At 66.1% G+C, this 12,130-nt stretch carries 11 protein-coding genes; 5 read left to right on the top strand and 6 right to left on the bottom strand.

Going from position 1 to position 12,130, the window contains the following annotated elements; all coding sequences use genetic code 11:
- Window positions 1–53 precede the first annotated feature (53 nt).
- Together clpA and clpS are read right to left on the bottom strand one after the other, a co-directional pair.
- Window positions 54–2,339 (bottom strand): ATP-dependent Clp protease ATP-binding subunit ClpA, encoded by a 2,286-nt coding sequence (clpA, locus tag AC3ARF_RS07755; RefSeq protein ID WP_498926740.1) that lies wholly within the window; start codon window positions 2,337–2,339, stop codon window positions 54–56.
- Between the two features lie 145 nt (window positions 2,340–2,484).
- Window positions 2,485–2,805, bottom strand: coding sequence for an ATP-dependent Clp protease adapter ClpS (gene clpS / locus AC3ARF_RS07760; protein WP_498926742.1), 321 nt, complete (start codon window positions 2,803–2,805; stop codon window positions 2,485–2,487).
- A gap of 155 nt (window positions 2,806–2,960) precedes the next feature.
- Here clpS and AC3ARF_RS07765 point away from each other — a divergent pair, with 155 nt between their 5' ends.
- The 5 genes from AC3ARF_RS07765 (at window position 2,961) to hflD (ending at window position 6,351) form a co-directional block, all read left to right on the top strand.
- On the top strand, window positions 2,961–3,434 hold the full coding sequence (locus tag AC3ARF_RS07765; protein WP_498931805.1) for a hypothetical protein: 474 nt from the start codon (window positions 2,961–2,963) through the stop codon (window positions 3,432–3,434).
- Between the two features lie 129 nt (window positions 3,435–3,563).
- Window positions 3,564–4,043, top strand: coding sequence for a hypothetical protein (locus AC3ARF_RS07770; protein WP_498926746.1), 480 nt, complete (start codon window positions 3,564–3,566; stop codon window positions 4,041–4,043).
- A gap of 93 nt (window positions 4,044–4,136) precedes the next feature.
- Window positions 4,137–4,616, top strand: coding sequence for an NUDIX hydrolase (locus AC3ARF_RS07775; RefSeq protein ID WP_498926748.1), 480 nt, complete (start codon window positions 4,137–4,139; stop codon window positions 4,614–4,616).
- Window positions 4,613–5,731, top strand: a complete 1,119-nt coding sequence (mnmA, locus tag AC3ARF_RS07780; protein WP_498926750.1) for a tRNA 2-thiouridine(34) synthase MnmA — start codon at window positions 4,613–4,615, stop codon at window positions 5,729–5,731. Before AC3ARF_RS07775 ends, mnmA begins: the two co-directional genes overlap by 4 nt.
- A 20-nt stretch (window positions 5,732–5,751) precedes the next feature.
- Complete coding sequence (hflD, locus tag AC3ARF_RS07785; RefSeq protein WP_498931807.1) at window positions 5,752–6,351, top strand: high frequency lysogenization protein HflD; 600 nt, start codon at window positions 5,752–5,754, stop codon at window positions 6,349–6,351.
- Between the two features lie 19 nt (window positions 6,352–6,370).
- Here hflD and AC3ARF_RS07790 read toward each other — a convergent pair whose 3' ends face one another.
- The 4 genes from AC3ARF_RS07790 to AC3ARF_RS07805 all read right to left on the bottom strand — a co-directional run bounded on the left by AC3ARF_RS07790 (window position 6,371) and on the right by AC3ARF_RS07805 (window position 12,075).
- Window positions 6,371–8,509 (bottom strand): TonB-dependent receptor family protein, encoded by a 2,139-nt coding sequence (locus AC3ARF_RS07790; RefSeq protein WP_498926752.1) that lies wholly within the window; start codon window positions 8,507–8,509, stop codon window positions 6,371–6,373.
- A 206-nt stretch (window positions 8,510–8,715) separates the two neighbouring features.
- Complete coding sequence (gene acnB, locus AC3ARF_RS07795) at window positions 8,716–11,304, bottom strand: bifunctional aconitate hydratase 2/2-methylisocitrate dehydratase (RefSeq protein WP_498926754.1); 2,589 nt, start codon at window positions 11,302–11,304, stop codon at window positions 8,716–8,718.
- A gap of 108 nt (window positions 11,305–11,412) precedes the next feature.
- Window positions 11,413–11,814: a type II toxin-antitoxin system VapC family toxin gene (locus tag AC3ARF_RS07800; RefSeq protein WP_498926756.1), complete on the bottom strand. Its 402-nt coding sequence runs from the start codon at window positions 11,812–11,814 to the stop codon at window positions 11,413–11,415.
- A 15-nt stretch (window positions 11,815–11,829) separates the two neighbouring features.
- The gene (locus tag AC3ARF_RS07805; protein WP_036133362.1) at window positions 11,830–12,075 is read right to left on the bottom strand and encodes an AbrB/MazE/SpoVT family DNA-binding domain-containing protein; all 246 of its coding nucleotides are present in this window, start codon (window positions 12,073–12,075) and stop codon (window positions 11,830–11,832) included.
- Window positions 12,076–12,130: the final 55 nt, after the last annotated feature.

The raw sequence follows: 12,130 nt of genomic DNA on the forward strand, positions 1-12,130 counted from the left end.
TCGTGCCTTCGGGTTCCCGCGCCGCCGGGACGGCGCGGCGCGGGGGCAGTCCGTCAGTTGACCGTGGCGGGCAACAGCTTTTCCGGTTCGGCCTGCACGTCCAGCACCAGCTCGTCGTCCTTGACGTCGATGGTGACGCGGCCGCCGCTCACCAGCTTGCCGAACAGCAGCTCGTCGGCCAGCGGGCGCTTGATCTTGTCCTGGATCACCCGCGCCATCGGCCGCGCACCCATCAGCGGATCGAAGCCATGCTGGGCCAGCCAGTCGCGCGCCGGCGGCGTGGCGGAGAGGGTCACGTCCTTCTCATGCAGCTGGGCCTCCAGTTCGATCAGGAACTTGTCCACCACCCGCAGGATGTGTTCAAAGCCGAGCGGCTGGAACTGCACCACCGCATCCAGGCGGTTGCGGAACTCCGGCGTGAACGAGCGGCGGATCACTTCCATCGCATCGGTGCTGTGGTCCTGCTTGGTAAAGCCGATCGAGCGCCGCGAGGCCTGTGCCGCGCCGGCATTGGTGGTCATCACCAGCACCACGTTCTTGAAGTTGGCCTCGCGTCCGTTGGTGTCCGTCAGGATGCCGCGGTCCATCACCTGCAGCAGGATGTTGAAGATGTCCGGATGCGCCTTCTCCACCTCGTCCAGCAACAGGACGCAGTGCGGCGTCTTGACGATCTTCTCGGTCAGCAGACCGCCCTGGTCGAAGCCCACATAGCCCGGAGGCGCGCCAATCAGGCGGCTGACCGAATGCGGCTCCATGTACTCGGACATGTCGAAGCGCACCAGCTCGATGCCCAGCTGCAGCGCCAGCTGCTTGGTCACCTCGGTCTTGCCCACGCCAGTGGGACCGGCGAACAGGAAATTGCCGATCGGCTTGTCCGGGTTGCCCAGGCCGCTGCGCGCCAGCTTGATGGCGCTGGTCAGGGTCTCGATGGCCGGGTCCTGGCCGAAGATGACCATCTTCAGGTTGCGCTCCAGGTTGCGGAGCACGTCCTTGTCGGTGGCGGTGACCTGCTTGGCCGGGATGCGGGCCATCTTGGCCACGATCGTCTCGATCTCCTCGACGTCGATCAGGGTCTTGCGCAGGCCCTCCGGCAGCACCCGCTGGCGGGCACCGGCCTCGTCGATCACGTCGATGGCCTTGTCCGGCAGCAGCCGGTCGCCGATGTGCTTGACCGACAGGTCCACCGCCGCCTGCAGCGCGTCGTCGGCGTAGGTCACGCCGTGGTGCTGTTCGTACTTCGGCTTCAGGCCCTGCAGGATCTCCACGGTCTCTCCGACCGTCGGCTCGACGATGTCGATCTTCTGGAAGCGGCGGGCCAGGGCCCGGTCCTTCTCGAAGATGCCGCGATATTCCTGGAACGTGGTCGAGCCGATGCAACGCAGGTCGCCCGAAGCCAGCGCCGGCTTGATCAGGTTGGACGCGTCCATCGTGCCACCGGACGCCGAGCCGGCGCCGATGATGGTGTGGATTTCGTCGATGAAGAGGATCGCCCCGGGCAGCTTCTTCAGCTGCGCCAGCACCGCCTTGAGGCGCTTCTCGAAGTCGCCGCGATACTTGGTGCCCGCCACCAGCGCGCCCAGGTCGAGCGAGAAGATGGTGGCGTCCATCAGCACTTCGGGGACGTCGCCCTCGACGATGCGCTTGGCCAGGCCCTCGGCAATCGCGGTCTTGCCCACGCCGGCTTCACCCACGTACAGCGGGTTGTTCTTGCGGCGGCGGCACAACACCTGGATGGTGCGTTCCACTTCGTCGGCGCGGCCCACCAGCGGGTCGATCTTGCCGTCGCGGGCGGCCAGGTTGAGGTTGCTGGCGAACTCTGCCAGCGCGTCGGATTTGCCCTCGCCCTCCCCGCCCTCGGCCTGGCGGGATTCGCCTTCCTCGTGCGGGTGCTGCGGCTCGTCGTCGCCGTGCTTGGCGATGCCGTGGGAGATGTAGTTGACGACGTCAAGCCGCGCCACGTCCTGCTGGTTGAGGAAGTAGACGGCATGGGAGTCCTTTTCGCCGAAGATGGCCACCAGCACGTTGGCGCCGGTGACTTCCTTCTTGCCCGAGGACTGGACGTGGTAGACCGCACGCTGGAGGACACGCTGGAAGCCCAGCGTCGGCTGGGTGTCGCGGTCGATGTCCGTGGGCAGCACCGACACCGACGTGGCAATCGCCTGCTCCAGGTCGGAGCGCAGGCGTGGGAAGTCCACGTTGCAGGCCTTCAGCACCTGCTCGGCCGAGGGGTTGTCCAGGAGTGCCAGCAGCAGGTGCTCGACCGTCATGTACTCATGGCGCGCTTCGCGGGCACGCTTGTAGCACTGGCCGATGCTGTATTCGAGATCCTTGCTGAACATGGGGGCAAGCCTCCAAAAAGCTACTGCGGTCCTAGATGGGGACACGCAAGGTGCTTTTCCATGCGCCCCCCTTCGGAACTTCCCGATCGGATCGGCCCGGGGCGGAAAACCCCTCCTACTGATCAGTACGTGCCTTGGACCCGTTTTAGGCCTTTTCCATCGTACACAGCAAGGGGTGCTGGTTCAGTCTTGAGTATTCGTTCACCTGCGCGACCTTGGACTCGGCCACTTCGCGGGTGAAAACCCCGCACACGCCCCGGCCACGGGTATGTACATGGAGCATGATCTGGGTGGCTTTTTCGATGTCCAGGGGGAAGAAGCGCATCAGCACGTCCACCACGAAATCCATCGGGGTGTAGTCATCGTTGAGCAGGAGCACCGAGTACAGCGGGGGGCGGGCGACGTCGGGTTTACCGGTCTCCACCAGGACGCCGTGGTGGTGTTCATGGTCGGTCTGCTTGGGCATCGGGCCATTATACGCAGCGGGGACAAACCGCCCGAGGGTGCGATGGACGTGCACTGCGACCCACCGGCAGAATGGCCGTCAAACCACACGGATCGTTCCTCATGCGCCCAGCGTTCGTCCTGCTGCTGTCTGCCCTCGCCTTCGCACCGGCCGTGATGGCCAAGGATGCGCCTGCCGCCGCTGCGGCCCCCGCTGGTGACCATAAGCCGGACCCTCGCGTAAAGCGCCTGCTGGACAAGCTGAAGTACGAGTACGAAGTGGATGAAGATGGCGACTACAAGCTGGTCTTCAGCCTCGAGGGTGACGAAGACGCAAAGAAGGACCGCAGCCAGTTGGTCTACGTCCGCTCGCCCGTCTACGACTATGGGTCGCATGAGGTGCGCGAAGTCTGGGCTCCGGCTTACAAGTCCAAGGGCGAGGAGTTTCCCGCCAAGGTCGCCAACCGGCTGCTTGAAGCGTCCCAGGACAGCAAGTTGGGCGGCTGGGCCAAGCAGGGGCAGTACGCGGTGTTCGTGATCAAGGTCGCGACCAATGCTTCGGCGGAAGAGTTGGACGACGCCATTGATGCCGCCATCCAGAGCGCCGACCAGATGGAAGCCGAGTTGACCCCGGGCAAGGACGAGTTCTAAGGGGGCCGGCCGTCGCCCCGTACCTGCCCTGACCCATCCCACCTTCGATCAGTGGGGGTGAAAATGTGTCGTGGACGGTTCGGCGCCTGGCAAGACACAATGCGAATTCCATCACACAGGGGACGTTTCATGCGTATGCGCCATCGTTTGTTGCTGCCCGCCGCCCTGCTGCTCACCGCCATCGCCCTCCCCGCCGCCGCCTCTGACGCCTCGGTGAAGACGCGCCTGGACGCCCGCGGCGTCAAGTACGAGGTGGACGGTGACGGCGACTACAAGGTCACCTACAACTATTCCAAGGAAGGCCGCACGCAACTGGTGTTCGTCTCGGGCGGCACCGAGAAGGTGGGTGGCTTCATTGTCCGGGAGATCTTCTCCCCCGCAGGCCGGGTCGAGAAGGACGACATCGATGGCGACAAAGCCCTTGAACTGTTGGGCGAAAGCCGCAACAACAAGCTGGGCAGTTGGGAACTTGCGGGCGACGTTCTGTACTTCGTCGTGAAGATTCCTGACAGCCTGAGCGCCGCCGAGCTCGAATCGGCCATGGACATCGCCGCCCAGACGGCCGATGACATGGAGCTGGAGCTGTCCGGTGATCGCGACGAGCTGTAATCCTGCGTCGGATCCCGCGAAGCCCCGTCCGGCGCCGTCGGCGGGGCTTCGCATTTCCCGCCTCCCCTATCCGCCCCCCGAGACCCCAAGCCCATGACCTACCGCGAAGGCCGCTTCTGGCAACCCGATGTCACCGTCGCGACGGTGGTGGTGGCCGACGGGCGCCTGCTGCTGGTCGAGGAAATGGCGGGGGGCCGCCTGGTGCTGAACCAGCCAGCTGGCCATCTGGAACCAGACGAAAGCCTGGTCGCGGCGGCCCTGCGCGAAACCCGCGAAGAGACCGGCTGGGACGTGCGGCTGACCGGGTTCGTGGGCGCCTACCAATGGAAGGCGCCGCTGCAGGCCGACGGCAGCGGTGGTCGGCATTACCTGCGTTTCGCCTTCGCCGCCGAGCCTGTCACCCACGACCCGACGCGATCGTTGGACGAAGGCATCGTCCGCGCGGTGTGGCTGACGCCCGCCGAACTTCAGGCCGAAAGCGAGCGCCATCGCAGCCCACTGGTCTGGCGCACCGCCGAGGATTTCCTCGCTGGCCGCCGACAGTCGCTGGACGTGTTGCAACATCTGGCATGAGCGGCGTGCGCACTATCGTCGGCATGTCCGGTGGCGTCGACTCCTCGGTGGCCGCATTGCTGCTGCGGGACGCCGGCGAGCCCATCGCCGGGCTCTTCATGCAGAACTGGGCCGACGACGGCAGCGGCGACTGTCGCGCCGAGGACGACCGCCGTGACGCGGTCGCCGTGTGCGGGCGGCTGGGTATTCCCATCCATTTCCGCGATTTCTCGGGTGAGTACTGGAAGGGTGTTTTCGAGCATTTCCTCGCCGAGTACGCAGCCGGTCGGACGCCCAATCCGGACGTGCTCTGCAATCGCGAAATAAAGTTCAAGCATTTCCTCGATGCGGCCCATGACCTGGGCGCCGAGTACATCGCCACGGGCCATTACGCCCGCGTGGCCCGGGACGGGGGGCGCCACCACCTGCTGCGCGCCCGCGACCGCAACAAGGACCAGAGTTACTTCCTCCACCAGTTGGGCCAGCACCAGCTGGCCAGTACCCGCTTCCCGCTGGGGGAGCTGGTCAAGACCGACGTGCGTCGCATGGCGCAGGATGCCGGCCTGCCTACCGCGGCCAAGAAGGACTCCACGGGAATCTGCTTCATCGGCGAGCGTGACTTCCGCGAGTTCCTGGCGCGCTACCTGCCCGCCCGCACGGGCGAGATGCGCACGCCCGATGGGCAGGTCATCGGCGAACACCCTGGGGTGTTCTTCTACACGCTCGGCCAGCGCGAGGGCTTGAACATCGGCGGGGTGCGGGGTTTCGAGCCGGGACCGTGGTTCGTGGTGGGCAAGGACGTGGCCAGCAACGTGCTCTACGTTGACCAATGCCGCGGGTTTCCGTGGCTGGAGTCCACGATGCTGCATTCGGAGGCCGCGCATTGGGTGTCCGGTACCGCGCCCGCCGAGCGGTTCACGTGCTCGGCGCAGACCCGGTACCGCCAGCCGGACGAGGCCTGTGAGGTTTCGGTGTGTGAAGACGGCACGCTTGAGGTCCGCTTCATCCGCCCCCAACGTGCGGTCACGCCGGGCCAGTCGCTGGTGCTGTATGACGGTGACGTGTGCCTCGGTGGCGCGGTCATCGCGAGCACCGATGCCCCCCTCGAACAACGCCTGAAGGCCCAAGCTGCATGAGTGAGTCCCGACCCAATCCGATGTCTGATCGCGTGCTGGCCCTCGCCGGTCTGGCACAGGCGCTGGCGCAGGTGCGCCGCATCGCTGACACCGGCACGGCCGAGCAGCGCATCCTGGGCACTGCGTTGGACTCGGTCTTCCGCATCGATGCCGCTACCCCTGCGGCGGTGTACGGCGATGTGAGCGCCTTGCGCCCCGGGCTGACCCTGCTGCGTGATTACTTCTCCAGCCAGGCGAAGGATGAGCAACTGCCACGCCTCGCGTTGGCGGTACTGCAACTGGAGCGGCGGTTCGTTGCCGACGAGGAAATGGGGCGCCGGGTGCAGCATGGCATTCGTGCGCAGGCCGCCCAGGCCGAGCGCGAGGGCTCGACCCACCCCGAGGTGCTGTCCGCGTTGGGCGCCGTGTACGCCGAGACTCTCAGCCACCTGCGCCCACGCGTGCTGGTGCAGGGCAACCCGCACTACCTGGGCCAGGCCAATGTGGTAGCGGAGGTCCGGGCGGTGTTGCTGGCCGCGGTGCGTTCGGCGGTGCTTTGGCGCCAGTTGGGCGGCAGCCTGTGGGACTTCCTGCTGCGTCGGCGGGACATGGTCGCGGCGATCAGCGCCCATTTGGGCTGAGTCGCGCAGCTCCAGGCGATCAGGGGGATCGCCAGCCCAGGCCCAGCGTGATCGTACGCCCCGCGCCAGGCTCGAAAAAGCGGCCGTTGCCTTCGTTGACGATGACCGAACCCACAACGTTCCGGTCAAGCAGGTTGTCGATGCGCGCGAAGGCATGCCAGCCCGACGTCGACAATCCCCACGTACCACGCAGGCCCAGCAAGGCGTGACCGGGCGCAGCGTCGCTGTTGCGGTCATCCACGAATACCCGATCACTTGCCCGCAACTCCGTGGCGAGGCCAAGGCGACCGTCCAGGGAATTCCAGGCAACTTCCACGAAGGCGTCTGCCTGGGGAATACCGGGCATGTTATTGCCCGCCGCCACGTGCCGGGTCTGCAACGCGCCGTCGCTGAACACCTGGTAGGCGAATCCTTGGGTGAAGCGTGCGCTCAACCAATTGGCCGACACCGCGTATCGCCAGCGCGGGCTCCAACTGCCCTCAACGCCCAACTCCAGCCCCTCGCGGCGTGTACTGCCCGCGTTTGCAAAACTGGCACGGCCGCCGAGGCTGGCAACGGCCACGATCTCGTCGCGGCCTTCAATGCGGTACACGGTCACGCCCACGCGCCCCCCGTGAGGCCGCCACCTTACGCCCGCCTCGACAGATCGCGTATCCGAGGGACGCAGGCCAAGGTTCAGCCCGCCGCCGCCATCCGGTCGGTACGAGAGTTCGGTCACCGTGGGCGTCTCGAAGCCCCGGCCGAGACTCGCGAACCACTCGCCACGGTCGAAGCCGCGGGCGATGCCCAGCGAGAACGCGCTCTCGGCATATCGCGTCGAACCACTGTCATTGCCATTGCCCGGCGCGAGGAATTCGTCACGCGATTCAAATCGCGAGCGCACATGACGGACACCGCCCAAGGCGTGCCACCGGTTCCCCAGCGAGCGCTCGCCGACCAGGAAAGCGGTCTGGCTGCCAACCCGGTTGTTCTCGTCCCGTCGCAGCCGCCCGCGTATCCCGAGTGTGCCCCCGATGAAGTTCTCGTAACCGCGACGAGCTTCAGTCAGTTGCGCAAGCTCCATGCCTATGGCCAGCGAGCCGCGCCCACCGTGCCAACGCTGCCCCACCTCCAGGCCGCCCTCGCGTCGGTCCACGTCGACCACGCCGCCCGCGCTGGTTGCAGGTGTCTGTGCGCCGACAGGTATGGCGAGAAACTGTTCGATGCCCCGGATTCCGCCGTGGGCCGCAACCCACCAGGAGCGCCCCGCTGCGGGTTCACGATCCCAGCGCAACCCGAGCTGATGGTTGGCAATGCGCTTGCGGGTGTCGAAGGCCGCGGCCGCGGGCGCGCCGCCATGCGGATCGGCACGCCATTGCAGTCGCGTCAAGCCGAGGGGATCTTCAGTCCAAGGCTGCGTCAGGCTGTTGATGGTGAGCCGAAGGCGACGCGATGCGTCCGGTCGCCACTCGCCATTGGCGATTCCGTGGCAGCGCTCGGCCGCGGCATGTGGCCGCTCGCCCCTGGTCCGGAAGTGGCTACCGGACATTCGCCAGCGCCAGTCAGAGACTTCGTGGTGACCGTCCCATCGCGCAGCCGTCCGTCGTCCACCCTGATCGTCGGCCCAGGTGTCCGCGCCGACACTCGCGCGGTCGTCCAGATCCGTGTACCCGATGATCGCGCCACCCGATGCATTCCCGTACTGCAGCGCCAGCGGACCGCGCAGCACCTCGATCCGGTCCAGCGTGTCGAGCGCAAACCCCGCCGCCTGCGACTGACCGTCTGCAGCGGACAGGGGCACGCCATCGGCCACCAGGCGGATGCCCCGGATTCCAAACGTGGAGCGCGCACCGAAACCGCGGCTTTGCACCTGCAAGTCCTGCGCGAAATTGCCGCGATCCCGCACGGTGAACCCAGGCACGCGGCTGAGGGACTCAGACAGGTTCACGCGTCGCTGTCCGTCCCGCAGAGATTCGCCGTCCACCACATCGACGGCACCCGGGAATGACGACAGCGGAAGGCGCTGTCCCGTCACCGTGATGGTGTCCAGCATCCGCGTCTGGGCAGACGCGACCTCCGCTGGCGAAAACTCGGCAGTCACGGACTGTGCGGACAGGTCCAGGGACGCCACGCCCAGAATGAAGCCAAGCAGCAGGATTCGCCGGGGCGACATACCCATCCGCGGACCCGACGAGGGCCGGCGCAACCGGCCATGTGGAATACGCGTGCAGCTCACGAACAAGTCCCTTCGCGCACCTTCTCGGCATCGACCTTCCACGGACAACATTAGGGGGCACCGGAAAGCGACGCAAGGATGTTCGCCAACCGCAAAAACAGAAAACCCGGCACAAGGCCGGGTTCTCTGCACTGTGGCGACCGTGTCGATCAGGCCGCAGCGACCTTGTCCGCCACTTCGCGGTATTCCTCGATCTGGTCGAAGTTCATGTAGCGGTAGATCTCGGCACCGTTGGTGTTGATCACGCCGATGTCCGCCATGTACTCCTCGCGGGTCGGGATGCGGCCCAGGCGCGAACAGATCGCCGCCAGTTCCGCCGAACCGAGGTACACGTTGGTGTTGCGGCCCAGGCGGTTGGGGAAGTTGCGGGTGGAGGTGGAGAACACCGTCGCGCCCTCGCGTGCCTGCGCCTGGTTGCCCATGCACAGCGAGCAGCCCGGCATTTCCATGCGTGCACCGGCGGTGCCGAAGGTGCCGTAGTGGCCTTCCTTGGTCAGCTCCGAGGCGTCCATCTTGGTCGGCGGCGCGACCCACAGGCGGGTCGGGATGTCGCGCTTGCCTTCCAGCAGCTTGGCGGCGGCGCGGAAGTGGCCGATGTTGGTCATGCACGAGCCGATGAAGACTTCGTCGATCTTGGCGCCCGCCACGTCGGACAGGGTCTTCACGTCATCCGGGTCGTTCGGGCAGGCCAGGATCGGCTCGACGATCTCATTGAGGTCAATCTCGATCACGGCGGCGTACTCGGCATCCGCGTCGCCTTCCAGCAACTGCGGGTTGGCAAGCCACGTTTCCATGGCCTTGATGCGGCGTGCCAGCGAACGCGGGTCGGCATAGCCTTCCGCGATCATCCACTTCAGCAGCGTGATGTTGCTGTTGAGGTATTCGATGATCGGTTCCTTGTCGAGCTTGACGGTGCAGCCGGCGGCGGAACGCTCGGCCGATGCGTCTGACAACTCGAATGCCTGCTCCACCTTCAACTGCGGCAGGCCTTCGATCTCGAGGATGCGGCCGGAGAAGATGTTCTTCTTGCCCTGCTTGGCGACGGTCAGCAGGCCCTGCTTGATTGCGGCCAGCGGGATTGCGTTGACGAGGTCACGCAGGGTCACGCCCGGCTGCATCTCGCCCTTGAAGCGCACCAGCACCGACTCCGGCATGTCCAGCGGCATCACGCCGGTGGCCGCGGCGAACGCGACCAGGCCCGAGCCGGCCGGGAACGAGATGCCGACCGGGAAACGTGTGTGCGAGTCGCCGCCCGTGCCGACGGTGTCGGGCAACAGCATGCGGTTGAGCCAGCTGTGGATCACGCCGTCGCCCGGACGCAGCGAGATGCCGCCGCGGTTGGAGATGAACTCCGGCAGCGTGTGGTGGGTTTTGACGTCCACCGGCTTCGGGTAGGCCGCGGTGTGGCAGAACGACTGCATCACCAGGTCGGCCGAGAAGCCCAGGCAAGCCAGGTCCTTCAACTCGTCGCGGGTCATCGGACCGGTGGTGTCCTGCGAACCCACCGAGGTCATCTTCGGCTCGCAGTAGGTGCCCGGACGCACGCCCTGGCCTTCTGGCAGGCCACAGGCACGACCGACCATCTTCTGCGCCAGCGAATAGCCCTTGCCGGTGTCGACCGGGTTGGTCGGCAGACGGAACAGGGTCGAAGCCGGCAGACCCAGCGCCTCACGCGCCTTGGCGGTCAGGCCGCGGCCGACGATCAGCGGGATGCGGCCGCCAGCACGGACTTCGTCCAGCAGCACGTCGGACTTGAGCGCGAACTCGGCGATGACCTTGCCGTCCTTCAGCGCCTTGCCTTCGTACGGACGCAGCTCCACCACGTCGCCCATGTTCATCTGCGACACGTCGAGCTCGATCGGCAGCGCGCCGGCGTCTTCCATGGTGTTGTAGAAGATCGGGGCGATCTTAGAACCCAGGCACACGCCACCGAAGCGCTTGTTCGGGATGAAGGGGATGTCCTCGCCGGTGAACCACAGCACCGAATTGGTGGCGGACTTGCGGCTGGAACCGGTCCCCACCACGTCGCCAACATAGGCAACCAGGTGGCCCTTCTCCTTCAACGACTCGATGAACTTCACCGGGCCCCGCTTACCGTCTTCTTCCGGGGTGATGCCGTCACGCGCGTTCTTCAGCATCGCCAGCGCGTGCAGCGGGATGTCCGGGCGCGTGGTGGCGTCGGGCGCCGGCGACAGGTCGTCGGTATTGGTCTCGCCGGTCACCTTGAACACGGTGATGGTCAGCGACTCCGGCACTTCCGGCTTGCTGGTGAACCACTCGGCGTCGGCCCAGCTCTGCAGCACGGCCTTGGCGTTGGCATTGCCCTGCTCGGCCTTTTCCTGCACGTCGTGGAACGCATCGAACATCAGCAGCGTGTGCTTGAGCGCGTTGGCGGCGACGGTGCCGACTTCGGCGTCATCCAGCAGGTCGATCAGCGGGTGGATGTTGTAGCCACCCAGCATGGTGCCCAGCAGCTCGGTGGCGCGGGCGCGGCTGATCAGGGCGTTCTTCTCGGTGCCGTGGGCCACGGCCGCCAGGTACGAAGCCTTGACCTTTGCGGCATCGTCCACGCCGGCCGGCACGCGGTGGGTCAGCAGATCAAGCAGGAACTCGCCTTCCCCCGCGGGCGGGTTCTTCAGCAACTCGATCACGTCGGCAGTCTGCTGCGCGGTCAGCGGCAGCGGCGGGATACCGAGCGCGGCGCGCTCTGCGACGTGTTGGCGATAGGCTTCGAGCATGTGAAAACTCCGGTGAAATGCTGGATCCGGGAGTTCGGATCCGTGTGTTGAATGAGGTGAATCGGGTGATGCGGACCGTTGTGGCGCAATGCCTCTCCGGCGGTGGACTCAAGTGGTCGGCACGATCAGCTTGAGCCCCTTGAAGTACTGACGATAGAACCCGTCGTCACGGGTGATCAGGCCATCGCACTGCAGCAGGGCGTGGGCGCCGATCAGGAAATCGGGCACCGCGCGGGCGCGCGGTCCGCCGCGCTGGCGGTGGCGGCGCTGCATCTCGCCGGCGCGCAGCGCCGACTTCGACTCAAGCGCGCTGAAGCGGATGCTCATCTCTTCCAACACGGCAAGCGCTTCCGCACCGTCTCGCAACGCGCTGCACACTTCCGCCAGGGCGACGTCGCAGATCACCACCGGGCCATTGCCCAGGCACTGTCGCAGACAGGCTTCAGCCGCATCGGCCTGCGGGCCGTCGGCCAGCAGGTCGATCAGGACGGAGGAGTCGATCGCGATCATCGGTGCGTCGCCTGATCAGGACTCAAGCGGCTCGCCGGGGGCGCGGCCACGAATAGCGCGCATCGCTTCGTCGGTGGACGCAAAGCCATCCAGCTTGAAACGGCCGCGGGCACGGGAGATGGCATCGTCCACGCTCTTGCGCAGGACGATGCGGTTGCCTTCCAGCTCGACCTTGAGCTGGGCGCCTTTGGCGAGGCCCAGCGCATCGCGCACTGCCTTGGGCAGGGTTATCTGGCCACGCTCGCCGACAGTCGCTTCCATGGGCATTTCCCGCATCGAAGTATGTATTAATCATACATACCTGAACTCTCATACT

The organism is Lysobacter sp. KACC 24251 (assembly GCF_057747755.1).

Bases quoted from the DNA above. Each gene is read 5' to 3' on its own strand.
- mnmA (WP_498926750.1), top strand. From the start codon at position 4,613: ATGAGCGGCGTGCGCACTATCGTCGGCATGTCCGGTGGCGTCGACTCC.
- AC3ARF_RS07800 (WP_498926756.1), bottom strand. From the start codon at position 11,814: ATGATCGCGATCGACTCCTCCGTCCTGATCGACCTGCTGGCCGACGGC.
- AC3ARF_RS07790 (WP_498926752.1), bottom strand. From the start codon at position 8,509: ATGGGTATGTCGCCCCGGCGAATCCTGCTGCTTGGCTTCATTCTGGGC.
- hflD (WP_498931807.1), top strand. From the start codon at position 5,752: ATGTCTGATCGCGTGCTGGCCCTCGCCGGTCTGGCACAGGCGCTGGCG.
- AC3ARF_RS07775 (WP_498926748.1), top strand. From the start codon at position 4,137: ATGACCTACCGCGAAGGCCGCTTCTGGCAACCCGATGTCACCGTCGCG.
- AC3ARF_RS07765 (WP_498931805.1), top strand. From the start codon at position 2,961: ATGGCCAAGGATGCGCCTGCCGCCGCTGCGGCCCCCGCTGGTGACCAT.
- clpS (WP_498926742.1), bottom strand. From the start codon at position 2,805: ATGCCCAAGCAGACCGACCATGAACACCACCACGGCGTCCTGGTGGAG.
- AC3ARF_RS07770 (WP_498926746.1), top strand. From the start codon at position 3,564: ATGCGTATGCGCCATCGTTTGTTGCTGCCCGCCGCCCTGCTGCTCACC.
- acnB (WP_498926754.1), bottom strand. From the start codon at position 11,304: ATGCTCGAAGCCTATCGCCAACACGTCGCAGAGCGCGCCGCGCTCGGT.
- AC3ARF_RS07805 (WP_036133362.1), bottom strand. From the start codon at position 12,075: ATGGAAGCGACTGTCGGCGAGCGTGGCCAGATAACCCTGCCCAAGGCA.
- clpA (WP_498926740.1), bottom strand. From the start codon at position 2,339: ATGTTCAGCAAGGATCTCGAATACAGCATCGGCCAGTGCTACAAGCGT.